Genomic DNA, 23,539 nt, shown 5'->3' on the forward strand with positions numbered 1-23,539 from the left:
GTTAATCATCACGGCACCGCTGTGCGCGCGCTTACAGACTCCGCGACTGCAGGCACCGTGCTTTCGGGAGCTGCGCCCACGGGCACCGCCGCTGCAGGTAGCGCTCGATAACTCCGGTCCAGATACGCAGCAATGCTGACGCAGATAGTGATTACGAACCCGACGTTCAACATACTGAAGTTGCGCAATTCTCCGGGATAGCAAAACGCCAGGAATAACGGCACATTGACCAGCAGGGCAATCTTCAAATGCTGTCGCACGGCCGGCAAAAGTTTGCCCCACGCGGTGCGCACGAGCGCCGCGACCAAAACGATATTGATCACATTGAAGCCCTTGGTCATTGGAATGCCGTAGTTGTATTCGAAGCCTATGTAACTCGACGGATGGATAAGGAAAACGAGATTCTCCATCAGGTGGTATGTCACGACGCCACCGCCGTTGTGCGCGTACTTCAGCTTGATCACCACGTTGACCGCCCCTGCGACGACCAGCAACACGCACTGAACCGCCAACGTTGCTTTAACCGAAAACCGTGTGCGCAAGAACGGGAACAACGTGAGGATGAAAAAGAAAAAAGACTCCTTGTTCAACGTCGCCAGTGCGGTAATCGCGATGAGCCATAACACCCGCCCTCGCATTGAGAACCAGACCGCTATCGCCATGAAAAGTAGCTCCGGCGGATCATAAAAATAGCCGCCAACGGTGAGGATAAGCGGCAGGATCGCTGCAAAGGCGACCGGCGCCAGTGTGGCGGCAACCCGGTTGGGCTGCATGTCGATGCATACCGCGCGCAGGGCGAACATCGCCAGCAGCAGCGACGCGAACGACATGGCATAGATCAGGTAATAGCGTAGGGCGTATTGGGGGTTGCGGGCGTCGACGGCATTTGGGTAGAACTCTGCAATGGGATGATAGTTGCGCTTTTTGTCGAACAGTACGGCGGTGGCGTGATCACGAACGCTGATCGGCAACGCGCGCTCAATGCTGTTGGCAATGAGCGGCAATAGTTGTCGGTATACATACGGGCGCTCGGCGGTTCCGTCGACCATCGCAGGCAGCGACGCATCGGTCGCAAACAGAACTGGCATGTCCTCGCGAAACTGCCACTTTGTGAAGAAGCCGCTGAACGACGCGGAAGCCATCACGAAATAGATGAAAGCGAGAAAAAGCCAGCGAATGCCCGGACGGGAAAGTGGTTCGTTCATCAGGACTTCCTCCAAGAAGATGGGATTGCTGGCAAGGCGCCAGATATCTTTCCCTACCGCAGTCGCCGCATGTAGCCGCGTGTCCGCACAGGAATACGTCGAGCAAAAGAAATGCGCTGGCTGAATGTTCCCCGGTTTTCGGGGCGATGAAGGTGGCCTATCGCACGGATCGATATGATACGCCGCGTACCATCGCATGCAAATCACCCCAAGCAGGCTGTTCATAGGCCGACAGTTCGTTGCGTCGGCATACAAGTAAAACTAACGACGACAGTCCGAGGCAAAACATGTCTGATGCAAGCATTCCCCTGTGTGTCGACCTCGACGGGACGCTAACGTGCACCGATCTTCTTGTTGAGTCTTTTCTTGTTCTTTTTAAGAGGAATCCTCTCTATGCGTTCTACTGCATCGTGTGGTTACTGCGAGGGAAGGCGAATCTGAAAGCACAGATTGCTTCGCGCGTGGCAATCGATGTGTCGGTGCTTCCGTACGACCCGCGGTTTGTCGAGTTCTTGCGCGAGGAACAGTCGAACGGGCGCGACCTGTACCTTTGCACTGCATCGAACCAACGATTCGCGGAACAAGTCGCCACCCACTTCGGCTTTTTCAAAGGTGTCATGGCGAGTAACGAGGCGCGTAATCTGTCCGGCAAAAACAAGGCGGGCGCGCTATCGGCGGAATTCGGTGTGGGTGGCTTCGATTACTGCGGCAATGCGCTCGCCGATGTCGCCGTCTGGAAGCAGGCGCGCAGGGCGATTGTCGTGGGAAGCCGTCATATCGCTGCCGCGGCGCAGAAGGTCAACAATACGACCCTTTTCTTCGAGCGGAAACGTTCCTTCGTGCGCCTCGTCATCAAGGAAATGCGGGTTCATCAGTGGGTCAAGAATCTGCTGATCTTCGTGCCGCTACTGGCGTCGCATCGCTTCACCGATGTCAATTCCATCTTCGCCGAAGGCATCGCCTTTTTGTCTTTCAGCTTTTGCGCGTCATCCGTGTATTTGCTGAACGACATGCTCGATCTCGATGCCGACCGGCGTCACATGCGCAAGCGCAACCGGCCGTTCGCGTCGGGCCAGCTATCATTGACCTTCGGTATTTTTCTGACGCTTGCGCTGCTCGCGGCAAGCGCCGCGCTGACGGTTTTGCTGCCTTCTGAATTCGGCCTGGTGCTGGCGTGTTATCTCATCGCGACCGTGGCTTATTCGTTCGCGCTCAAGCGCATGATGCTCGTCGACGTCTTTACGCTCGCCGCGTTGTACACCGTACGTATTGCCGCTGGCGGCGCGGCCGACGACATTCCGCTTTCGCATTGGTTGATCATGTTTTCAGTACTTATCTTCCTGAGCCTTGCGATGGTCAAGCGTTACACGGAACTCGATGCCCTCTTGTTGCGAGACGGCGAATGCGCGGTAGCAGGGCGCGGTTATATCACTCAAGACCTGGGGATCCTGCGTTCATTCGGTACCGCGTCCGGATATCTTGCCGTGCTGGTTCTTGCACTCTACATGAACTCTTCCGAAATCAGCATCCTGTATCATCATCAACACGCCCTCTGGTTCTTGTTCGGCCTTTTGTTGTACTGGATCAGCCGAGTCTGGATGCTTGCATTCCGCGGCCAGATGCACGACGATCCAATCGTGTTTGCAATCAAGGACCGGCTGAGCATGCTGGTCATCGGCCTTTGCATCGCGACAGTTATTGTCGCTATCTGACTGGTTCCCTTCGTTCCTATGTCCATTTTATTTCTTTTGCTGAGCGGTACTTTTAGCGCGATGGCCAGTATTTTGTTGCGTGTGGCCGGGAAAATAGTCGTTGCTCAAGGAGACGTATTGATAGCAGGGTTTGCTAGCCGACCCTTGCTTTTGCGGATGGCGGCGATTGGTGCGTATGGAGCTGGGTTCCTATTTTATGCGCTGGCACTAAGGCGCGTTGAACTCAGCGTTGCCTATCCATTGATGGTCGCGGTGACGATTCTGGAAATCCTGTTGTTCGGCTTTTTTTCCGGCGAGGCGGTATCGCTGCGTACCTTGGCGGGCGCGGCGCTCCTGCTCGCCAGCGTCCTGCTGCTGTATCTACCGGCGGCGGCACCGGTTCGGCCGTGAGAGTGCCTTGCGGCAGGCCCATTAGATGCGCCGCATAACTTGGCGAACTGACGATGGGGCGGATCACAGGTTGCAACGAACCCGCCAGCTGCCGCGGGGAGAAAGCAACCGCTTTGCACCGGTTGAATCCGCCACCCGAAAGCCGCCGTTGAGAATGGCTGTTCTGACGGGCCGAAGTGGGCGCCGCGCATTGAGATCGGGTGCCAGACGACACGTTCGGATGGTCGGGGCCTTGCAAGCCCTGTGAGGCTGGAAAGGCGGCGATGGGCAGATAGCGCGAGGCCGCACGACGTGTGGGCCGTGCTGTTTATCTCCCGCGCGAACGGGATGCTCTGACACTGCAGACGATTGCAGAGACGGGCATAAAATGCTCTTGTATATTGGGCGTCAAAAGGACCGCTATCGAACCGGTAGCCTTCGGTGGCGTCCTGTCAGTCGAATGACCGAGCGGGCGATGGTCGAAATTTGTCGCGACGACGCTTTCGTGGATCAACTGGACGGCGACGAACGTCCGGGAGCAACTGGTGCTCGATGTGCGAACCGACGAGCATATGGCGGCCGGCTACCGCATCTAGCGCGTATGCTCCCGAAAAGCATCGCAGTGAAACAGTAAGTAGCCAGCATTAAAAGAAACCGTAGCACTCACACTCTTGCGAGGTCGACATGCTTTCCTTCATTGGTACGGTGATCGTAGGGCTGGTCGTCGGATTGATTGCGCGGGCGCTTAAGCCCGGAGACGACAGCATGGGCCTCATTTTGACCATCATCCTCGGCATTGCCGGCTCGCTGATTGCGGGCTATGTCGGGCGTGGGCTGGGCTGGTATCAACCAGGCCAGGCGGCGGGCTGGGTCGCGTCGGTCATTGGCGCGATCGTCCTGCTGGTCATTTACGGACTGGTGCGCCGGCGGCGTTAATCTGCGCGCTCGCGAGAATCGGGCGAAGCATGCCGTTTGGGTAGGCCAGTATCCTGGCCACATTCAGCCATTCGGCATCAACCGGCGGCGCGCACAGGTTTTCCGGTTCACTCGATCGTGTACTTGACAGGGCTTTCGCACATTCTGCAATGTACAGGTTGCGTCTTCGCCAGATGGCGAGAGCTTTTTATGTAATTCGTGGGCCGGGAGAACGAGCTTTCCGTGCTGCTCCAGGCGTGGCATGACGCGCTTGGTGGGCAGCCGCAGGTGGTCGCGTTTGGCGCGCAGGCTCGCCTTGGGAAGACCCGCGTCTTGCAAGAGTTCTACCATTGGCTGAACCAGTTTGAGGATCCCGGCAACTACTGGCCCGACACGCTTCCCGGCGGCGATGCCAGCCTGCGCGGCAATCCGATCTTCGAAGGGTATCTCCCACCATGTTCAATATTCTCCTCGTTCCGCTGGACGGCTCAGCCCAGAGTGTCTACGTCGTCGACCTGGCGAGCCGCGTGGCGGTGCCAGGTACGGCAACCGTACACCTTCTATGCGTTGTCGACCCGTCCTACGCGTTGCCTCCCGGTTCCGAAAACGGTGTCGCGCCCGATGGCCTGACCTATCCGCCAGCACAGGCGCAGACATCGTTCGCACGATCCGTCCTGGCTGCCGCAGCCGCACAGCTTGCCGACCGGAATCTCACGGTGGAACAGCACTTCTGCGCGGGAAATCCGGCCGACGTCGTCATCGAACAAGCCCGGCTGCTGACAGCGGAGGTCATTGTGATGGGACATCACCATTTGTCACGGCTACGCCGCTGGGCCAACCCGTCGACCAGCGGAGAAGTCATCGACCGCTCGAGCTGTCCGGTACTGATCGAAACCCGCGACAAGGGCTAACCTCAGACCCTGGTCAGGTGGCAGCCGCTTTAGAGAGCTGCGGGTGGCGCTTGTGGGGCGACTCCTGCCAGAGGAACAACCGGCGTCGGTCACGCTTGCGCTCAGCGTAAATTAACTTTTTGGGGCGTCTGCGCGGGCGTTATCAAAAAATCGACTGCCCGGTAAGCGTGGTCAGCCGTTCCAATGCCAGGGCGCCGACAAGCGAATTGCCATTGCTATCCAGCCCCGGCGACCACACGCACGCCGCCATCTCGCCGGGCAGCACGGCGACGATCCCGCCGCCCACGCCGCTTTTCGCGGGCAAGCCGACCCGGTAGACGAAATCGCCCGCCGCGTCATAGGTGCCGCAGGTCAGCATCAGCGCGGAAAGACGCTTGGCCGAACTCGTGTCGAGAATCCGCTCGCCGGTGGCCGGCACCACCCCGTGATTGGTCAGAAACAGCGCCGCCTTCGCCAGCTCGACGCAACTCATCGAGATCGCGCATTGCCGGCAGTAAGCATCGACCACCACCTCCGGTGGCATCTCCATGTTGCCGAAGCTCGCCATGAAATGCGCCATCGCGCGATTGCGGTGGGCATTCTGCAATTCCGATTGCGCGACGCGCGAATCGTAGTCGATGCTCGTTTCGCCCGTCAGCCGGCGCATGAATTCGACCAGCGCCGTCTCGGCTTGCACGAAACGGCGGCACAGCACGTCGGTGACGACCAGCGCGCCCGCGTTGATGAACGGATTGCGCGGCTTGCCCTGTTCGGCCTCGAGCTGAACCAGCGAATTGAAGGCGGTGCCCGACGGTTCGCGTCCCACGCGCTGCCACAACGCGTCGCCGAGCAGGCGGAAGGCCATCGTGCAGGCGAACAGCTTCGAAATGCTCTGAATGGAAAAACGCGTGTCGGCGTCGCCGGTGCGGAAGACCTCGCCCGATGCCGTGACGATCGCCATGCCGAAACTATCGGCGGGCACTCTGGCGAGTTCGGGAATGTAATCGGCAACCTTGCCGGTGCCCAGATAAGGCTGCAGATCGCCGTGGATCTGATCGAGGATGGATGCGTAGTTCATGGGGCTCGGACCGTTGGAGCCGCGATTCTACTGGCAAGCCGGAGCGAATTGTTCCCGCCGGACATCGCGCACGTCGCCGTGCGTCGCGTCCAGGTTCGGGCGGCGTTCGGCGAGCGTCCCCGAGCGTCCCCGAGCGGCTATGCTAATCTTGCTGTCTTTCTGGCAACAATCGGGCAAAACGGACTCCATGATGGAGACTTTTGATCCAGACGGCGTCGAGCAACCGGTCTTCGTGATCGGGGAGCGGTACGAGACGCTGGACGAACCGTTGGGCGCCTATCGTCGCGCGCGGCTGATCCACGTGAGCGCCGGGGTGCTGATCGTGCGCACCGAGACCGAGCGCTGGGTCGTGCCGCCAGGCCATGCGGTCTGGATGCCCGCGGGTCTGCTGCACCGCTTGTCCGCCGCCGGTCCTGTCGAGTTTCATGCGCTCTATGTCGGCATGGACGCCGCGCCGCTCCCGCCGCACAGCTGCGCCGTCGTGCCCGACCCATTGGTGGCAGCGTTGCTGACCGCCGCGGCTGATCTGCCGCGCGACCAACCGTTCGACGAACCCGCCGCGCGTCTCGTGCAAGTGCTGCTGGACCGTCTACCGACTCTGCGCACTGCGCCGTTGGGGTTGAACTGGCCGCGCGATCCGCGTGCCGAACGGATCGCCGACGCGTTGAGCGCTAACCCGGCCGACGCCGCGGTACTCGAAGAACTGGCCGCGGCCGCCGGCGTGACGGCCCGCACGGCGGCGCGCCTGTTCGTCAAGGAAACGGGGCAAACGTTCGGGCAGTGGCGCCAGCAGCTTCGCCTGCTGGTCGCGCTGGAACACCTTGGCGCGGACGCGAGCGTCACGCAGGTGGCGCTCGAGGTGGGCTACAGCGACGTGTCGTCGTTTATCGCCGTGTTCCGGGACGCGTTCGGCGACACGCCCGCACGTTATTTCCGCTGACGCACGGCCATCGGCATCGCCCTCAATGCGCGCCCGCCGCATCCGGGCCGCCACCGCCCTTGCTCGGCCGCGTAATCCAGATCAGTGGAATGATCAGAATAAAGATGACCGCGGAGACGAAAAAGATATCGTTCAGGCCCATCATCGCCGCCTGCGTGTTCACGGTGAAATCGAACAACGCATGGGCGGATTGCGGATTCAGATGCAGCAGCGACTGGGTCGAATCGATCTGCTGATTGAACACCGGGTTGTTGATGGAGGCCTGCTCGGTAAGCCGTTCGTGATGCAGCACCGTGCGGTTGTTCCATTCGTTGCCGGCGATCGACGTGCCCACCGCGCCGCAAAATACGCGAGCGAAATTCGACAGACCCGCCGCTGCTGGAATCTTGCTCGGCGGCTGGCCGGACAGGATGATCGAAGTCAGCGGCACGAAGAACAACGCCATCGGAATGCCTTGCAGCAGCGTGGGTATCACCAGATGCCAGGTGTCGATCTCGATCACGTACTTCGAGCGCATATAAAACACGATCGCAAAGCCGATGAACGCCAGCGTGGCGATCACACGCGCATCCGAGCGCGGCAGCACGCGGCCCATCACCGGCGCGAGCAGCACCGCGAACACGCCGAGCGGCGCGGTCACGAGACCGGCATCGACGGAACGGTAGTTCAGATACTCCTGCATCCATTGCGGCAGCAGCACGAGGTTGCCGAAGAACACGCCGTACGCGACCGAAATCGCAATCGTGCCGCCGAGAAAGTTGCGCTGCTGAAAAAGCCGCAAATCGACGATCGGATTTTCCTCGGTCAATTCCCACACGAGGAAGAACGCGAAACTGACGAGCGCGGTAATGCCGAGAATCACGATCACCGGCGACGAAAACCAGTCGAGGTCCTTGCCCTTGTCGAGCATGATCTGCAGCGAGGCGACCCACGTGATCAGGAGGCCCAGCCCGACCACGTCGATGGGCGGCTTGCGGGTCGGCGACTCGCGGGTGCGGTAGATCATCCACGTGACGCCGGCCGCGAAAATTCCGACCGGAATGTTGATGTAGAAGATCCACGACCAGCTATAACTATCCGTGATCCAGCCGCCGAGCGCCGGGCCCGCAATCGGGCCGACGGTCGCGGTCATTGCCCATAGGGCGAGCGCGGTCGAGGATTTCTCCTTCGGATACGAGCCGAGCAGAATGGCTTGCGACAGCGGGATCAGCGGGCCGGCCACGGCGCCCTGGAAGATCCGCGCGAGCAGCAGGATCGGCAGCGTCGGCGCAATGCCGCACAACCACGACGCCAGCACGAACATCAGGATCGCGCCGACGAACAGCTTCACCTGGCCGATGCGTTGCGTGAGCCAGCCGGTGAGCGGAATCGACACGGCATTGGCCGCGGCGAACACGGTGATGACCCACGTGCCTTCATCGACCGAGACGCCGAGATTGCCCGAAATGGTTGGGATCGCAACGTTCGCGATCGACGTGTCGAGCACGTTCATGAAGGTGGCGAGCGCGACGGCGATCGTGGCCAGCACCAGTTGGCCGCCCTTCAGCGGCGGCGGTGGTGCAGGCGGCGCCGAGGCAGGCGCGGAAGTGGACTGGCTCAAACGGTTCTCCGGATCGGTGTGCCGCGGACATGCTGCGGGGAAGTTGTATTTCGTGCCCGCGCGATGCGTCGGGCCGCAGGTCCGCTGAATGCTCGCAAAAGCATACCTGTATTCACGTTTGGACGTCATCGGCGCGCGCAAAGGCGGCGGCGAAAACAAATCCGGCAGCGTATGCTCGCGGCTGAGGCTGCACACGGCCGCACGGCGCGATCCCTCGTCACGCCTGGCACAGCGCGTGCGGAACGACCATCCACGAATCAACAAATAGAAGGAACGAATATGGCCTGGGAGCAATTCGAACACGGCTGGCGACGCGCGCCGGCGACCGCGCCTGCCAAAGGCTTGGTGGTGCTGATGCACGGCGTCGGCAGCAATGCGCGCGACCTGATGCCGCTTGCGGACATCTGGAGCGAGAGCCTGCCCGATGTGGCCTTCACTTCGCTCGACGGCACCGACGCCTTCGACGGCGGCTTCGGCGGACGTCAGTGGTTCAGCCTGCGCGACGTCAACGAAGGCAATCGCGAGGCCCGTGTCGCCGCGGCCTATCCGGCGTTGCGGCGCATGCTCGAAGCCGAGCTTGCGCACTGGCAGGTATCTTTCGGGCGCCTTGCGCTGATTGGTTTCTCGCAAGGCTCGATCATGGCGATGCACCATGTGGCGACCAGCGCGGAAGGCGCGGCCGGCGTGGTCGCGTATTCGGGGCGGCTCGCCTCCGTGATCGTCGCGCAGAACGGCACGGCGCTCACGCTGATCCACGGCGAAGACGACGAAGTGATCCCGGTGCAGGAACTCGAATACGCCGCCGACGCGTTCAGCAACGCCGGCTATACCGTCGACGCCTATGCGCTTCCAGGCATTGGTCACACGATTAACGCCGACGGCGTCGCGCTCGGCCAGGAAGCGCTGGAACACGCGCTGGGCGCTTTGTCGCGCGACTGACACGGTCGTGCCTGAAAAGCGGCCCTTAAGTTTTCTGATCTGCTTGCCGTTAACTGCTCATAGCATGAGAATCACCCCCGCCGCGCGGACCGCGGAACGCCCCAACAGGGCGGCCCATGCGGCTCGGGTGACCGGGGGCGCATTTTCCAGACTGCCCGGTACGGGCGGATAACGACACATCAGAGCCTTCTTATGGCCAGACCGACGCCGCATTACCCGCTGTTCGATCGCTTGTTCCGTCATTCCGTGACGGTGGACCTCGGCACGGCCAACACCCTGATCTATACCGACGACGGCGGTATCGTGCTGAACCAGCCGTCCGTCGTGTGTTTCCAGAAAGAGGCCGCCGACCGGCCGAAACGCGTCGCCGCCGTAGGCACCCAGGCGCGCCAGCTTCTGGGCCGCGCGCCGTGCAACCTCGAAACCGTGCGGCCGATGCGCCACGGCGTGATCGCCAACTTCTCCGCCGCCGAGCACATGATCCGGCAATTCGTCGACATGGCGCGCCTGCGGCCGCTATTCAGCCGCCGCGCCGCGTTCACCTTGTGCGTGCCGGCCGGCGCGACCCAAGTCGAGCGTCGGGCGATCAAGGAGGCGGCCGTGGCGGCCGGCGCATGGAAGGTGAGCCTGATCGGCGAATCGCTCGCGTCGGCAGTCGGCGCGGGCTTGCCGGTGTCCGAGGCAACCGGTTCGATGGTGGTCGATATCGGCGGCGGCACGACCGAGGTCGGCGTGATCGCGCTCGGCGGCATGGCGTATAGCGGCTCGATCCGCGTGGGCGGCGACAGCTTCGACATGGCGATCGTGAGCTACGTGCGCAATCTGTACGGCGTGCTGCTCGGCGAACAGACCGCTGAGCACGTCAAGAAGAGCATCGGCTCGGCCGTGCGCGACGTGCCGCGCGAGCATATGAACGCGACCGGCCGCAGCGTCGACGACGGCTTGCCGCGCACGGTTCAACTGAGCAACCACGATATCGCGGATGCGATCGAGGGGCCGCTGCGTCAGATGATCGGCGCGGTGAAACGCGGGCTCGAAGAGGCACCGGCCGAACTGGCGACCGACATCGCCAACAACGGCATCGTGCTGACGGGCGGCGGTGCGCTGCTCGGCAACCTGAGCCGCCGCTTGACGAACGAGATCGGCCTCGAGGTGCGCGTCGCCGATGAACCGCTGACCTGCGCGGTGCGCGGCGCGGGCACGGCGGCCACCGCCGGCCTGCTGGACGAATTCGCTTACGAATAATTGCGCGCAGGGCTTGCCGCGCTGCTGCCTTCGGGAGGCTCGCGTCCGCCATTGGGCCGGGCTGCCACGCTGTTCGACCGGCTGTGTGACAATACGCTTCGCGTCCCAATCTCAGGGACGCACTTTCGCTCCCCATTCCATTTCGAGCCGACAGCGCCGCACTCGGGCATTGCCGCGCTGCCCGTGAACCACTCGTGACTCAATCAGTTACCGCGTCGTCTGCTTCGTCATCTTTCATCGAACTGCGAAGCGGTTTGCGCATGCCTTACGTGGAAGCCGGTGAGGGCGAACCGCTGTTGTTCGTGCATGGTTCGCTGTGCGACTACCGCTACTGGCAACCGCAACTCGCGGGCCTGTCGAAGCACTACCGCTGTATCGCGGTGAGTCTCACGCACTACTGGCCGGCGGCCGATACCGAGTCCGGCCTGCCGTTCAGCTGGAGCGCGCACGCAGACGAAGTGGCGGAGTTCATCGAACGTTTTGGCGTGGGACCGGCGCACGTGGTCGGACATTCGCGCGGCGGTTGTGTGGCGTTTCATTTCGCGCGGCGCCATCCTGAGCATGTACGGACGTTGACGCTAGCCGACCCGGGCGGTCCGTTGCAGATTGCCGGACGCCCGCCCGCGCGAATGCCTGAGACGGTCAATGCGTTGCGCGCGAAAGCGGCGCAACTGATCGAAAGCGGGGAAGTGGAGGCCGGCTTGCAACTGTTCGTCGACTCGGTCAGCCGGCCCGGTTTCTGGGCGATGAGCACGCCGGGTTTTCGCCGGATGGCGACCGACAACGCGCACACGCTCGCGCGTCAATTCCGCGACCCGCTGCCCGCCTATGTTCCCGAGGAGGCCGCCGAGGTGAGTTGCCCGGTGCTGCTGATCGACGGCGAAAAGAGTCCCGACATGTTTCGCCGTACCGTGGCCGCGCTGCAAAACTGGCTGCCGGATGCGCGCCGCGAAACGGTGCGCGGCGCGTCGCACGGAATGAATCTCGCGCATCCGTCGGCGTTCAATCGCTACGTCGACGAATTCATTCGTTCAGTGAGCGACAAGTGAACGACCAATGAGCGCAATGAACCCGTAATAAACGTGCAATCAATGCACGACGACGCCGTGCCGGGTGGCTCGCGCTCGCGGCGATGATCCGCGGGCTGGCTCGACCCCGGCGACGCATCAAACGCTCGACCTCATGCCTTACGATGCGCGTCTTTATCGAGCGCGCGTTCCGCCGCTTCGCCCACAAGCCCGTGGTAGTACAGATGCACGCCGATCGCGAGCGAGTCGTTGCGAATTTCGTGGAAGGCTTTCCACGCTTTCACGGGATCTTTGAACAGCAGATAGTGCGCTTCCTGCGCGATCAGATCCGCGACTTCATGCAGGCCGTGACCGTGCAACACGTTCACGAGCGTATCGAGGCTGCGATGCGTGCGCGCGTCGGTGCGCGGGTAGAGCATATGCAACACCGCCACGTCCTGCGTCTTCAGCGCCGCCGACAACGCGACGACGATGTCCTGGTGATTCAGCGCGGTGACGATGTTCTCGTCGGTGTGGACGTGATCCGGAAACAGCGTTTCGAGAGAGGCGTTCATGTGGTCGTTCCTGTTCTTTTGGCTGATTAAAAAGGCCCGCCGTAGAACGGCGGGCCAAACACAGCGATGTGTTCGCAGGGGAAGCAAAACACGAGTGCAGTATCGCAGATGCACCCGCGCCTCCGCAGCCTGACTGCCGCAAAACATTGTTGCAATAAGCGCTCAACTTTCATTTAGCTGGCAGTGTGTGCAGGCGCCGCGCAGCCGGTTTGCTCGCGCCGCGCCGGTGCGGGTTTCCCGGCGACGTCAAGCCTTGTAAGAGGAAACGCCGGCAACGAATGTTGCGCCAGCCGAGATGCATTGTTGCGGTCAATCGTCGCAATTCGAGGGCCGCTGGACCTTAAAATGCCAAGCGGAGCCTGAGCATGCCAAAGCGCCTTTGACGATCGAGCATGCCGGCACGTGTGCGATGTGAAAGTAAAAGGAACGTGTAGATGAACTCGAAGACACACGCAACGCTGAGCTTTTCCGACAGCGACCAAACCATTGATCTGCCGATTTATCAGGGCACGCTCGGACCGGATGTGATCGATATCCGCAAGCTGTATGGCCAGACCGGCAAGTTCACGTATGACCCGGGTTTCATGTCCACGGCGGCATGCAACTCCGAAATTACCTATATCGACGGCGACAAAGGCGAGCTGCTGTACCGCGGTTACCCGATCGACAATCTGGCGCAGAACGCCGACTTCCTTGAAACCTGCTACCTGCTGCTGAAGGGCGAATTGCCGGATGCGAAGCAGAAGGAAGAGTTCGTCAAGACCGTTACGCAGCATACGATGGTGCACGACCAGATGCACTTCTTCTTCCGCGGCTTCCGTCGCGACGCGCATCCGATGGCGATTCTGGTCGCCGCGGTCGGCGCGCTGTCGGCGTTCTATCACGACTCGCTCGACATCAATAATCCGCTGCACCGTGAAATCTCCGCGATCCGCATGATCGCGAAGCTGCCGACGCTGGTGGCCATGGCGTACAAGTACACCGTGGGTCAGCCGTTCGTTTTTCCGAAGAACGACCTGTCGTACAGCGCGAATTTCATGCGCATGATGTTCGCGAACCCGGCCGAAGAGTACAAGGTCAACGACGTGCTGGTGCGGGCACTGGACCGTATCCTGATCCTGCATGCGGACCACGAGCAGAATGCATCGACCTCGACCGTGCGTCTCGCCGGTTCGTCGGGTGCGAATCCGTTCGCGTGTATTGCAGCAGGTATCGCGTGTCTGTGGGGCCCGGCGCATGGCGGCGCGAATGAAGCGGCGCTGAACATGCTGGAAGAAATCGGCTCGGTCGACAACATCCCCGAGTTCATCGCGAAGGTGAAGGACAAGGATTCCGGCGTAAAGCTGATGGGCTTCGGCCACCGCGTCTACAAGAACTACGACCCGCGTGCGAAGCTGATGCGCGAAACCTGCCACGAAGTGCTGGAAGAGCTGGGCCTGCACGACGACCCGCTGTTCAAGCTCGCCATGGCGCTCGAAAAAATCGCGCTGGAAGATGACTACTTCGTGTCGCGCAAGCTGTACCCGAACGTCGACTTCTACTCGGGTATCGTGCAGCGCGCGCTGGGCATTCCGACGGCCATGTTCACGTGTATCTTCGCGATGGCGCGCACGGTCGGCTGGATTGCGCAGTGGAACGAAATGATCGCCGATCCGGAACAGAAGATCGGTCGTCCGCGTCAGCTTTTCGTCGGCGAATCGCAACGCGAAGCCGCGCCGCTGGCGAAGCGCTAAAGCGTCGCGGCGGCCACCCGCCCGACGCCCGCGCGGCGCTCTCACGAGGAGCGCCGCGCCATCGCTCTGCACGTCCTGTGCCACTGAAAAAAAACCGAAACTCCTCTGTGATAAGTTCGTCTGACGCGGACAGACCCTCTACAATCGGAAGCGACTCAGGTAGCAACCGGATGTAGACCGAACGCAAAAGCGTGAACGCAGCAGCGAACCCATAGGAGTGACCCTGATGCAGCAGCCAGAAGCCCTCGGCGGCCTTTCGGGCGGAATCGATCACCGCGAACCCGAGCCGGACGGCGTATTCATCCCGACAGAAAACCTCAATGTCGCCAGCGCCACTCAGCACGTGCTGAAGTCGGGCGACACCTTCATCGTCAACGATCCGCTCGGCGATATCACCGGCCACGACGACGGCCTGTTCGTCAACGACACACGTGTTCTCTCGCAACTGCGTCTCACCTTCGGGGGACGCGCGCCGTCGCTGTTATCGGGCAGCGTCAGCAGCGACAACACGTCGTTCACCGCGCATCTGACCAACCGTCCATTGCCACCGCTCGGCGGCGACAGCACGCCCGAAGGCGTGATCCACGTCGAGCGCGTGCGGGTGCTGTCGGGCACCGTGCTCAACGAAGCCATCGAACTCACCAACTACGGCACGAGCGACGCGGTGGTGCCGCTGTCCATCTCGTTCGCCAGCGACTTCCGCGACATGTTCGAAGTGCGCGGCCTGAAGCGCGACAAGCAGGGCCGTGTCGAACCGGCGCGCGTCGAGAATCGGGAAGTGCTGCTCGGCTATGTGGGCCTCGATGACGTGGCGCGCAATGTGCAGATTGCTTTCTCGCCGGAACCGGACAAACTTTTCGCCAACCGCGCCGACTACACTGTCAAGCTGCCGGCCCAGGCCTGCGTGTCGATCTATCTGTCGGTGTCGGTGCAGGTCGTCGCGCAGTCGGACAAACCCAGCGCCGGTGTCTCGCAGCCCACGCATGCGTTGAGCGAAGCGCACCTGTCGCAGATCGACGCGGAGCGCCCGCGTGTCGGCCGCGCTGCCGTGCGTGCCGCGCTCGTCGACGCTCACCTCGTGATGCGCGAGCGCCGCCGCGCCACCGCGCGCGTGCGTTCCAGCAATCCGCTTTTCAATGCATGGATCGACCGCTCGCTCGCCGACCTTGGCCTGCTGACCACGGACCTCGTGACCGGCCCGTATCCGTACGCCGGCATTCCGTGGTTCTCCACGCCGTTCGGCCGCGACGCCGTTATCACGTCGCTGCAGACGCTGTGGCTGCAGCCGCAGTTGGCCGCGGGCGTGCTGCGCTTTCTCGCCGAACATCAGGCGCGTGAGAACTCGCCGTTTCGCGACGCCGCGCCCGGCAAGATCATGCATGAGATGCGCAAAGGCGAAATGGCCGCCACCGGCGAAGTGCCGTTCGCGCTCTATTACGGCGGTGTCGACACCACGCCGTTGTTCATCGTGCTGGCGGGCGCCTATGCAGCGCGCACGGCCGACCTCGCGTTGATCGACGAATTGTGGCCGGCGCTAGAGCGCGCGGCGCAGTGGGTCGCGGGCGTGTGCGACAAGAATCGCTTTGGCCTGCTGGACTATCAGCGCGAATCTGACGGCGGTCTGGCGAATCAAGGCTGGAAAGACAGCCATGATTCCGTCTTTCACGCCGACGGCCGCTTCCCGGACGGCCCGATTGCGCTCGTCGAAGTACAGGCCTATGCGAGCGCCGCCTTCGACACCATGGCCCACTTCGCGAAGCTGCGCGGCTTGCACGACTCGGCGGCCCAATATAGCGAGCGGGCGAAGAAAATCCGTCAGTGCGTCGAAGAAAAGTACTGGATGAAAGAGGCCGGCTTCTACGGCATCGCGCTCGACGGCCACGGCGAATTGTGTCGCGTGATGGCGTCGAACGCCGGTCACTTGCTGGCCTTCGGTTTGCCTTCACGCGAGCGCGGCGAATCGGTGGTGCGCGCGCTCGAATCCACGCTGTTCCACACCGGTTGGGGCGTGCGCACGCTGGCCGCGAGCCAGTCGCGTTTCAACCCCATGGCGTATCACAACGGCTCGGTCTGGCCGCACGACAACGCGCTCTGCGCGCGCGGCCTGTCGCGCTACGGCGGCAAGGCGGCGGCCGTGCGGCTCTTGCAAGCGCTGTTTCAGGCAGCGGTCAATTTCGACATGCGCCTGCCCGAACTCTTCTGCGGCTTCCCACGGCGGCGCGGCGAGCCGCCTACCGCCTATCCGGTCGCCTGTCTGCCGCAGGCATGGGCAGCGGGTTCGCCGTTCATGATGCTCGAAGCGTGTCTGGGCATCACGATCGACGCCGAGCGGCGCGAAGTGCTGATCGAACAGCCGATGCTGCCCGAAGGCATCGACTGGCTCGAAGTGGGCGATTTGCGGGTGGGCGACGCCTCGGTGTCGATCACGTTCCGCCGCATCGGCGACAAGGTCGTCGCCTCGGCGGAGCAGGGCGACGTGCGAGTGGTCGCGCTTCTTTAAACAAGCGTCGAAAGCACGCTGGAACTGCTGTTGGATGCGAGGTGCCGGGTGGTAACATTTGTTGTCATCCTTATCGACCGTTCGCCCGGTACATCCGCATGCCAGACAGTTTCGACCAGCTCGCCGCCCTGATCCGGGCGCGCTTTTCCGAACTGAGTCCGCAGTTTCAGATGGGAGCGGGTTTCCTGCTCGACCATCCCGACGAGGTTGCGGTCTCGTCCATGCGCAAAGTGGCGGAACGGGCGCAGGTGCAACCGGCTTCGCTGGTGCGCCTGTCGCAGCAACTCGGTTTCCCCGGTTGGAACGAATTGCGCAACCTGTTCGTCGCGCGCGTGCGCACGCGGCCCGAGCCGCTTACGAGCCGCGCGCGTTCGCTCGTCAAATCGAAAGACGCACTGGCGAACGATCTACTCGTCGCTCAACAACACAATCTCGAGGTCACCGCCGCGCATAACGGCCGTGTAATCGTGGAAGCCGCGCGTCTGTTGCGGCGCGCGCCGCATGTGCACGTGGCCGGCTTCCGCTCCTGTTACGCGGTCGCATTCGGCCTCGTGTACGGTTACCGGCTGTTCCGTTCCTCGGTGTCCTTGCTCAACGGTGAAGCCGGCACGCTGGAAATGCAGTTGCGCACGATCGAGCGCGACAGCGCGACCATCGTGATCAGCTTCGCGCCGTACTCGGTGGAAGCCGCGCGCGTAGCTGAAGCCGCGCTCGAAAAGGGCAGCAAGCTGATTGCCATCACCGACAGCGCCGTATCGCCGATCGCCTTGAACGCCGACAAGGTGCTGATCTTTTCACACGAGAGTCCGTCGTTCTTTCCGTCGCTGGTGGCGGCTACGGCGTTGGCCGAGTCGCTGGTCGCGCATCTGCTTGCGCTGGAAGGCGCGGATGCGGTCGAACAACTCGCCATCGCCGAGCAGTCGCTGCACGCGAAAGGCGCGTACGTGCCTTGAACATTCCCGTCTGGATCGAGCGCAGATCGTGCGCGACGCAGCTCCGCTCCATCTGGTTCGGCGTCGCGCCGTTTGACAACAAATGTTGTTTTAACGTATAAATACGTACCGATTGTTGAATGGGTGCGAATGGTGGCGTCGAAGCAGGGTTTGAGTCTTTTGCAGGTGAGCGGCGGGCCGTATGACATCGGCTACCAGTTGGGTGAGTTCGCGCGTCCGGTTTTCGGCGACTACATGAAACAGAGCGGCGCATGGCAGGCGGTTCGGCGCTGGCGCGGCACTCCGTTCGTGCGGGAACTGCGCGACGCGGCGCAGGCGCATTTCCCGGCGCTGCTCGCTGAACTCGACGGCATGGCGGCGGGCCTCGGCTGGCCGGCGGAAGACGTGTTTCTCTGGAACTGCCGCGGCGAACTGATTCACAACGCGCCGGACGGTTGCACCACGTTGGCGGCGGTCGTTGGCGACACGCGCTTCATCGCGCATAACGAAGACGGCGATCCGTTTCTGCGCGAGCGTTGCGCGCTGGTCGAGGTTCAGCCGGCCGGCAAGCCTGGCTTCGTGAGTTTCTATTACCCCGGATCGCTGCCGGGGCACACCTTTGCCGCGAGCCGCGCCGGCGTCGTCCAGGCGATCAACAATTTGCGCATTCGCACGCCCGTTGCCGGCGTGCCGCGCATGATCCTCGCGCGTGCCGTACTCGATGCGGCTTCGCTCGACGAAGCGTTGCACATTCTGCGCGACACGCCGGCCGCGAGCGGCTTTCATCACACGCTCGGCTGTGCGGGCGACGCGCGCATCTTCAGCGTCGAAGCAAGCGCGCAGCGATGCTCCGTGCAAACCGTGCCGCATCTCTACGGCCACGCGAACCACATGATTCATCGCGGCTGCGAAGCCGAAGCGCAAATCGTCACGGATTCCTCGCGAGACCGTCAATTGCGCGTGGAGGCCTTGTTGCCCGCGATCGCCCACCCGTTGCAACCCGCCGCCTTGCTCGACGTCTTACACGATCGCGCGCCCTCGGGCTTGCCGATCTACCGCGACGATCCGCTCGATCCGGACGACGAAAACACGCTCGCCACCGCGCTCTTCGACATCGGCATTGCCGGTGTGTCGATGAAAGTTTACCGGCAAGGGCAGTGCGCATTCGACACCTTCATCGCCCGCACGGCATCTGAACAAGCCGGCGCCTAAGCGCTTGCCGAAACCACAGGAACCGAACACCATGACCACCGTATTTCATCGCTCGCCGAAACAGTCGCTGCCGGTCGCCGTCGCGGGCGACGGCATCGAGATCATCGATTCCACCGGCAAGCGCTATATCGACGCGTCCGGCGGCGCCGCCGTCTCGTGTCTCGGCCATAGCAACCAGCGCGTGATCGACGCGATCAAACGGCAGTCGCAGCAGTTGCCGTACGCGCACACGTCGTTCTTCACCACCGCGCCCGCCGAAGAACTTGCCGACCGCCTGGTGGCGAGCGCGCCGCAAGGGCTCGAACATGTGTACTTCGTGTCCGGCGGATCGGAGGCGATCGAGGCGGCGCTGAAACTCGCGCGCCAGTATTTCGTGGAGAAGGGCGAGCCGCAGCGCCGCCATTTCATCGCGCGTCGCCAGAGCTATCACGGCAATACGCTGGGCGCGCTGGCGATCGGCGGCAATGCGTGGCGCCGCGAGCCGTTCCTGCCGATCCTGATCGAAGCGCATCACGTGAGTCCGTGTTACGCGTACCGCGAGCAACGTGCCGACGAAACCGAAGAGGGCTTCGCGCAGCGTCTCTCCGACGAACTGGAGCAGAAGATTCTGGAACTCGGCGCGGACACGGTCGCCGCCTTCGTGGCGGAAACCGTGGTCGGCGCGACGGCCGGCGCCGTGCCGCCGGTGCGCGAGTACTTCCGCAAGATTCGCGCGGTGTGCGATCGCTACGGCGTCCTGCTGATTCTCGACGAGATCATGTCGGGCATGGGCCGCACCGGCTACCTGTATGCCTGCGAGGAAGACGGCGTCGCGCCTGATATCCTGACCATCGCCAAAGGGCTCGGCGCCGGCTATCAACCGATCGGCGCGACGCTCGTGAGCGAGCGGATTTATCAGGCGATCGTCGGCGGCTCGGGGTTCTTTCAGCATGGCCATACCTACATCGGCCACGCCACCGCCTGCGCGGCGGCGCTCGAAGTGCAACGCGTGATCGAGGAAGACAAGCTGTTGCCCAACGTGCTGGCGCGCGGCGAACAGTTGCGTGGCCGGTTGCGCGAGCACTATGCGCAACATCCGCATATCGGCGACGTGCGCGGACGGGGGCTGTTCGTCGGCGTCGAACTGGTCAAGGACCGCGCCAGCAAAACGCCGTTCGACGCCGGCCTCAAGCTGCACGCGGCAATCCGGCGCGAGGCGTTCGCGCGTGGTTTGATGGTGTATCCCATGGGCGGCACGGTCGACGGCCAGATCGGCGATCATGTGCTGCTGGCGCCGCCGTTCATCTGCACCGAGCGCGACATCGACGAAATCGTCAGCCGGTTCACGGATGCGGTCAGCGGCGCGCTGTTGTCCGCCATCTGAGACCTACGACACCACCACGACTTGCGAGAACGATGATGACCGAGCGTTTGCCCCACTTCGACCTGTCCGACGCCACGCACGAACAGAGAACGGTGCTCGACGAAATTCTGTCCGGCCCGCGCGGCAATCTGAACGGGCCGTTCCTTGGCTGGATTCATAGCCCGGAACTGGCTCAGCAGGCGCAGCGCCTGGGCGCGTTCTGCCGCTATCGGACGGGTTTGCCGCTGCGCCTGTCGGAGCTGGCGATCCTGGTGACCGCGGCGCGCTGGCAGGCGCAGGCGGAGTGGTACATCCACTATCCGATCGCGCTGCAAGCCGGCGTGTCCGAAGCGGATGCCGAAACGATTCGCCAGGGAGAGCGCCCGGATTTCGCGGACGCCGACGACGCGTTGATTCACGACTTCGCGAGCGAGCTGTACGACACGAAGCGCGTTTCGGACGCAATCTATGCGAAGGCGGTCGAACGCTTCGGGCATCAGGTGGTGATCAATCTGGTGGGCCTGCTCGGCTATTACGCATTGGTGGCAATGACGCTGAACGTGTTCGGCATGCGCGCGGTGGGGCAGGAGAGCTTGCCGTTCGCTGAGTAGTGCGGGCGGCATGGCGGCGCAGCTGTGCGATTGGCGATTGCGTGGGCGGGCGGTGCGGGAGCGGACTGGGGCGCGGCCCGCAATGGCGTAATCAGTCTTGATGCGCGGCCAGCTTCGGCATCGAACGCCGCCTCCTTTACAACGCATTCGCCCAACTTTCCGCCACGCAATACAAAGCAAAGCGCCCCGTTGCGAACTTCGCAATGGGGCGCTTTTTCTTTTTTGCTGCGACACCGCCAACCGCGGTTTACCGGCTTACTGACCGCGATACGTCGAGAACAGGCGTTGCTGCACGGAGTCCCGCGCGCCGGCATCCGACGAAGCTGCCTTCACGCCGCCGACGTCCTGCGAGCCCTGCGCCTCGGCGGCCACTGTCGTAGCGTTTTGCGGCACGGCCTTCGGATAGTCGGTGTCGTTCTGATTCAGAAGGCCCGCTTTTTGCGCGGCAACCAGCTCAGCGCGCACTTGTGCGCGGGTCACCGGACCATTGGCCTGCTGGGCGAACGAAACAGCCGGGACGATAAGCGCGGATGCAATAACGACTGCGGAAAAAAGCGATTTCATGATGACCTCCTGGATTCGATTGTTGATGTGATCGGTTCAATGCTGCGGTGCCGATCCGTTGAAACCAGTCTATTTCCTACGAGGTCAGTGAAAAAGCGGCTTTCGGAGGAAAGATTATTACTGTTATCGAGATAATTGCTGGGATGGCTTCTCTTTTGATCGATTGCCGGCGTCGTCACGACGCTGGCACACGGAAGCGCCTATGATGAAGTTCGGTCCACGCCCGCGCCCGCAGTGGTGCGCGACACTCGCGACCGATGCCGAAACCGCAAATCCTGGGCTGGACCGTTGCGGTGGGCATCAGATTCGGTCGTATTGCGCGCGAAGCAGGCACAAACAGGAGAGAGCGATGAAGCGCAAGGCATCAGCAGTCTGGCAAGGCGGCCTGCAAGACGGCAAGGGCTCGATTTCCACCGACAGCGGCGTCCTCAAGGAGACCCAATACTCGTTTTCGACACGCTTCGCGGACGGCATCGGCACGAACCCGGAAGAGCTGATTGCGGCTGCGCATGCGGGATGTTTCTCGATGGCGCTGTCGGCGGAACTGGGCAAGGCCGGCATCACGCCCGAGCGCATCGGCACGACGGCCACCGTCACGCTCGATAAGGACGGCGGCGGTTTCGCGATCACCGCGGTGCATCTCGACGTGGCCGTGAAAATCCCCGGCGGCGACAAAGCCGCCTTCGAGAAGGCGACCGCCGACGCCAAGGCCGGTTGTCCGGTGTCGAAAGTGCTGAACGCCACGATCACGATGGACGCGAAGCTCGAAACCTGAGTCGAGTTTTTGCTGGTGATCTGGCAGCGATTAAACCGGCGCACGGGTCAAGCCCGGCGCCGGTTTTTGTGTACTCGCCTTGGTTAGAGATGCCGATGCCGCTACAACTGCGCCTTCTTGCAGCGCGATGAAACCGGCTTGGCGCGAAGACGAGGCCACTCGATTCGGCCCGGTCAGACAAGGCTCATCTAAGCGTTTTCCCCTCGGCCTGCTGAACGGTATGAATTGCAGCGGGCGTCCCTTTGACCCGGCTTCTCACGAGCTTGTCGAGGTCGAAAGTGGAAGTCTTGCCGACGCTCGGCAGACAATCGCGTACCCATGTGTCCGCCGTGGCATGGCCCGCGTGTCGCAAGGCTCGGAAGAATTCGATGGAGGGCGTGTTCTTCGATGCCGCGCCGATCTCGTCCATGAAGCGGTCGGCGCGAATCACGTGAAAGCGCTTGGACGTGTAGGCCTTTCCGCGGTGAACGAGGCCGGGGTTTTCAGCGGCGAGTTCGTTGATCAACTGGATCTGACGGACTTCCGTGACCCACGACGCGCCGAAGCTGACTTCGTTGATCCGGTTGTTGATCTCGCTGGGGCGCTCAGGCGGGCCATGTTTCGTACAGAGCGGATCGATGAGAACGCTCAGAATGTCGTCGACCCACTCGACGAGCGGCGCGAGCGCCGGATTGGCCATGTACCCGCCGTCCCAATAGAATTCGCCGCCTATTTGCACCGCCTCGAAGAGCGTGGGAAAGCATGCGGAGGCCATCAGCGCCTTCGCCGAAATTTCGCCGGGTTCGAAGATGCGCAATGCGGTCAGGTTGACGTTGGTCGCCGCCACGTAGAGCCTGGGCACGGCGCCCTTCGGGTCATTGACGACCCCGAAGTCCGGAATCACGGTTTCCATGATCGAGCCAAGGGAATTGGTCAGCCATGGCATCGCATACGGAGAGGCAAACGGCTGGAGCATGCTTTGCGCGAGTATCGCGGGATTGAGATCGACATTCCAGCGCTCGGGAGACTTCAGCAGATCCTTGGGGAAGTTAAAGAACGGCTGCCACTTCGAACTGGCGCCGACCAGCGTCCAGAGTTGTTCGAGCGACCGTTTGGCATCGGTCGGACTTCTGCTTAGGCCGTATGTGCAGGCCGCGGCGTTGAGCGCTCCGCCGCTCGCGCCGCTGATCGCGACAATCGAAAGTGTCCCGCGCTCGACTTCGTCCAGCAGCCGGTCGAGTACACCCCACGTGAACGCCGCGTGCGCGCCGCCGCCCTGGAGGGCAAGACCGATCGTGGGAATGTCTTTTGTCGTTGCCATTCTGACCTCCGTTGTGCGGTCGCCCAGCAGTCGTCGAACTCATAGGGGAAAACGAAAGTGCCGACGCGGTTTTAACCGTTGTACTGCACTGCACG

21 protein-coding genes are annotated in these 23,539 nt (G+C 62.4%); 15 read left to right on the forward strand and 6 right to left on the reverse strand.

The annotated features are described in order from the left end of the window. Nucleotides 1-8: 8 nt before the first annotated feature. Complete coding sequence (locus ACQKRQ_RS05200) at nt 9-1,205, reverse strand: hypothetical protein (RefSeq protein WP_427475501.1); 1,197 nt, start codon at nt 1,203-1,205, stop codon at nt 9-11. 287 nt (nt 1,206-1,492) lie between these two features. Between ACQKRQ_RS05200 and ACQKRQ_RS05205 the strand changes: the two genes are divergently transcribed. The 4 genes from ACQKRQ_RS05205 (at nt 1,493) to ACQKRQ_RS05220 (ending at nt 5,112) form a co-directional block, all read left to right on the forward strand. After that, nucleotides 1,493-2,917, forward strand: coding sequence for a UbiA family prenyltransferase (locus ACQKRQ_RS05205; RefSeq protein WP_132377438.1), 1,425 nt, complete (start codon nt 1,493-1,495; stop codon nt 2,915-2,917). Nucleotides 2,918-2,935: 18 nt separating this feature from the next. Beyond that, on the forward strand, nt 2,936-3,307 hold the full coding sequence (locus ACQKRQ_RS05210; RefSeq protein WP_427475502.1) for a ligand-binding protein SH3: 372 nt from the start codon (nt 2,936-2,938) through the stop codon (nt 3,305-3,307). A gap of 663 nt (nt 3,308-3,970) precedes the next feature. Then, nucleotides 3,971-4,222, forward strand: a complete 252-nt coding sequence (locus tag ACQKRQ_RS05215) for a GlsB/YeaQ/YmgE family stress response membrane protein (RefSeq protein WP_132377436.1) — start codon at nt 3,971-3,973, stop codon at nt 4,220-4,222. A gap of 434 nt (nt 4,223-4,656) precedes the next feature. Next, complete coding sequence (locus ACQKRQ_RS05220) at nt 4,657-5,112, forward strand: universal stress protein (RefSeq protein WP_408181747.1); 456 nt, start codon at nt 4,657-4,659, stop codon at nt 5,110-5,112. Nucleotides 5,113-5,254: 142 nt separating this feature from the next. On the opposite strand, the gene ACQKRQ_RS05225 is transcribed toward ACQKRQ_RS05220, so the two are convergent. Continuing rightward, entirely contained in the window at nt 5,255-6,169 is a 915-nt protein-coding gene (locus ACQKRQ_RS05225; protein WP_427475505.1) for a glutaminase, read from the reverse strand. A 187-nt stretch (nt 6,170-6,356) separates the two neighbouring features. On the opposite strand from ACQKRQ_RS05225, the gene ACQKRQ_RS05230 reads away from it, so the two are divergent. Further along, nucleotides 6,357-7,109 carry an AraC family transcriptional regulator gene (locus ACQKRQ_RS05230; protein WP_427475507.1) on the forward strand — a complete coding sequence of 251 codons (753 nt, stop codon included), beginning with the start codon at nt 6,357-6,359 and terminating at the stop codon, nt 7,107-7,109. Nucleotides 7,110-7,131: 22 nt separating this feature from the next. Here the strand turns inward: ACQKRQ_RS05230 and ACQKRQ_RS05235 are convergent, their stop codons facing one another. Next, nucleotides 7,132-8,709 carry a DHA2 family efflux MFS transporter permease subunit gene (locus ACQKRQ_RS05235; protein ID WP_132377432.1) on the reverse strand — a complete coding sequence of 526 codons (1,578 nt, stop codon included), beginning with the start codon at nt 8,707-8,709 and terminating at the stop codon, nt 7,132-7,134. A gap of 279 nt (nt 8,710-8,988) precedes the next feature. Here ACQKRQ_RS05235 and ACQKRQ_RS05240 point away from each other — a divergent pair, with 279 nt between their 5' ends. From ACQKRQ_RS05240 to ACQKRQ_RS05250, 3 genes are all read left to right on the forward strand, one after another. Further along, nucleotides 8,989-9,648, forward strand: a complete 660-nt coding sequence (locus ACQKRQ_RS05240; protein WP_408181753.1) for an alpha/beta hydrolase — start codon at nt 8,989-8,991, stop codon at nt 9,646-9,648. Between the two features lie 192 nt (nt 9,649-9,840). Further along, the gene (locus tag ACQKRQ_RS05245) at nt 9,841-10,893 is read left to right on the forward strand and encodes a rod shape-determining protein (protein WP_427475509.1); all 1,053 of its coding nucleotides are present in this window, start codon (nt 9,841-9,843) and stop codon (nt 10,891-10,893) included. Nucleotides 10,894-11,153: 260 nt separating this feature from the next. Beyond that, the gene (locus ACQKRQ_RS05250) at nt 11,154-11,942 is read left to right on the forward strand and encodes an alpha/beta fold hydrolase (protein WP_427476078.1); all 789 of its coding nucleotides are present in this window, start codon (nt 11,154-11,156) and stop codon (nt 11,940-11,942) included. A gap of 131 nt (nt 11,943-12,073) precedes the next feature. Here ACQKRQ_RS05250 and ACQKRQ_RS05255 read toward each other — a convergent pair whose 3' ends face one another. Further along, nucleotides 12,074-12,475, reverse strand: a complete 402-nt coding sequence (locus ACQKRQ_RS05255) for a hypothetical protein (protein WP_132377429.1) — start codon at nt 12,473-12,475, stop codon at nt 12,074-12,076. Nucleotides 12,476-12,909: 434 nt separating this feature from the next. On the opposite strand from ACQKRQ_RS05255, the gene gltA reads away from it, so the two are divergent. From gltA to ACQKRQ_RS05285, 6 genes are all read left to right on the forward strand, one after another. Further along, nucleotides 12,910-14,208, forward strand: coding sequence for a citrate synthase (gene gltA / locus ACQKRQ_RS05260; RefSeq protein ID WP_132377428.1), 1,299 nt, complete (start codon nt 12,910-12,912; stop codon nt 14,206-14,208). Nucleotides 14,209-14,434: 226 nt separating this feature from the next. Next, on the forward strand, nt 14,435-16,708 hold the full coding sequence (locus ACQKRQ_RS05265; protein ID WP_132377427.1) for an amylo-alpha-1,6-glucosidase: 2,274 nt from the start codon (nt 14,435-14,437) through the stop codon (nt 16,706-16,708). A 98-nt stretch (nt 16,709-16,806) separates the two neighbouring features. Next, entirely contained in the window at nt 16,807-17,661 is an 855-nt protein-coding gene (locus ACQKRQ_RS05270) for a MurR/RpiR family transcriptional regulator (protein ID WP_012427335.1), read from the forward strand. A gap of 129 nt (nt 17,662-17,790) precedes the next feature. After that, nucleotides 17,791-18,852 (forward strand): C45 family autoproteolytic acyltransferase/hydolase, encoded by a 1,062-nt coding sequence (locus ACQKRQ_RS05275; protein WP_427475512.1) that lies wholly within the window; start codon nt 17,791-17,793, stop codon nt 18,850-18,852. A 31-nt stretch (nt 18,853-18,883) separates the two neighbouring features. Next, nucleotides 18,884-20,215, forward strand: a complete 1,332-nt coding sequence (locus tag ACQKRQ_RS05280) for an aspartate aminotransferase family protein (protein ID WP_427475514.1) — start codon at nt 18,884-18,886, stop codon at nt 20,213-20,215. Between the two features lie 35 nt (nt 20,216-20,250). Beyond that, nucleotides 20,251-20,805 carry a carboxymuconolactone decarboxylase family protein gene (locus ACQKRQ_RS05285; protein ID WP_427476080.1) on the forward strand — a complete coding sequence of 185 codons (555 nt, stop codon included), beginning with the start codon at nt 20,251-20,253 and terminating at the stop codon, nt 20,803-20,805. Nucleotides 20,806-21,060: 255 nt separating this feature from the next. Here the strand turns inward: ACQKRQ_RS05285 and ACQKRQ_RS05290 are convergent, their stop codons facing one another. Continuing rightward, nucleotides 21,061-21,369: a DUF4148 domain-containing protein gene (locus ACQKRQ_RS05290; protein WP_427475516.1), complete on the reverse strand. Its 309-nt coding sequence runs from the start codon at nt 21,367-21,369 to the stop codon at nt 21,061-21,063. Nucleotides 21,370-21,718: 349 nt separating this feature from the next. Here ACQKRQ_RS05290 and ACQKRQ_RS05295 point away from each other — a divergent pair, with 349 nt between their 5' ends. Continuing rightward, a complete protein-coding gene (locus ACQKRQ_RS05295; protein WP_011492126.1) occupies nt 21,719-22,144 on the forward strand; it encodes an OsmC family protein in 426 nt (141 codons plus the stop codon). A 184-nt stretch (nt 22,145-22,328) separates the two neighbouring features. Here the strand turns inward: ACQKRQ_RS05295 and ACQKRQ_RS05300 are convergent, their stop codons facing one another. Next, a complete protein-coding gene (locus tag ACQKRQ_RS05300; protein WP_427475518.1) occupies nt 22,329-23,444 on the reverse strand; it encodes a patatin-like phospholipase family protein in 1,116 nt (371 codons plus the stop codon). Between the last annotated feature and the right edge of the window lie 95 nt (nt 23,445-23,539).

Origin of the sequence: Paraburkholderia sp. NPDC080076 (assembly GCF_050281145.1) — a bacterium.
GTDB lineage: Bacteria > Pseudomonadota > Gammaproteobacteria > Burkholderiales > Burkholderiaceae > Paraburkholderia.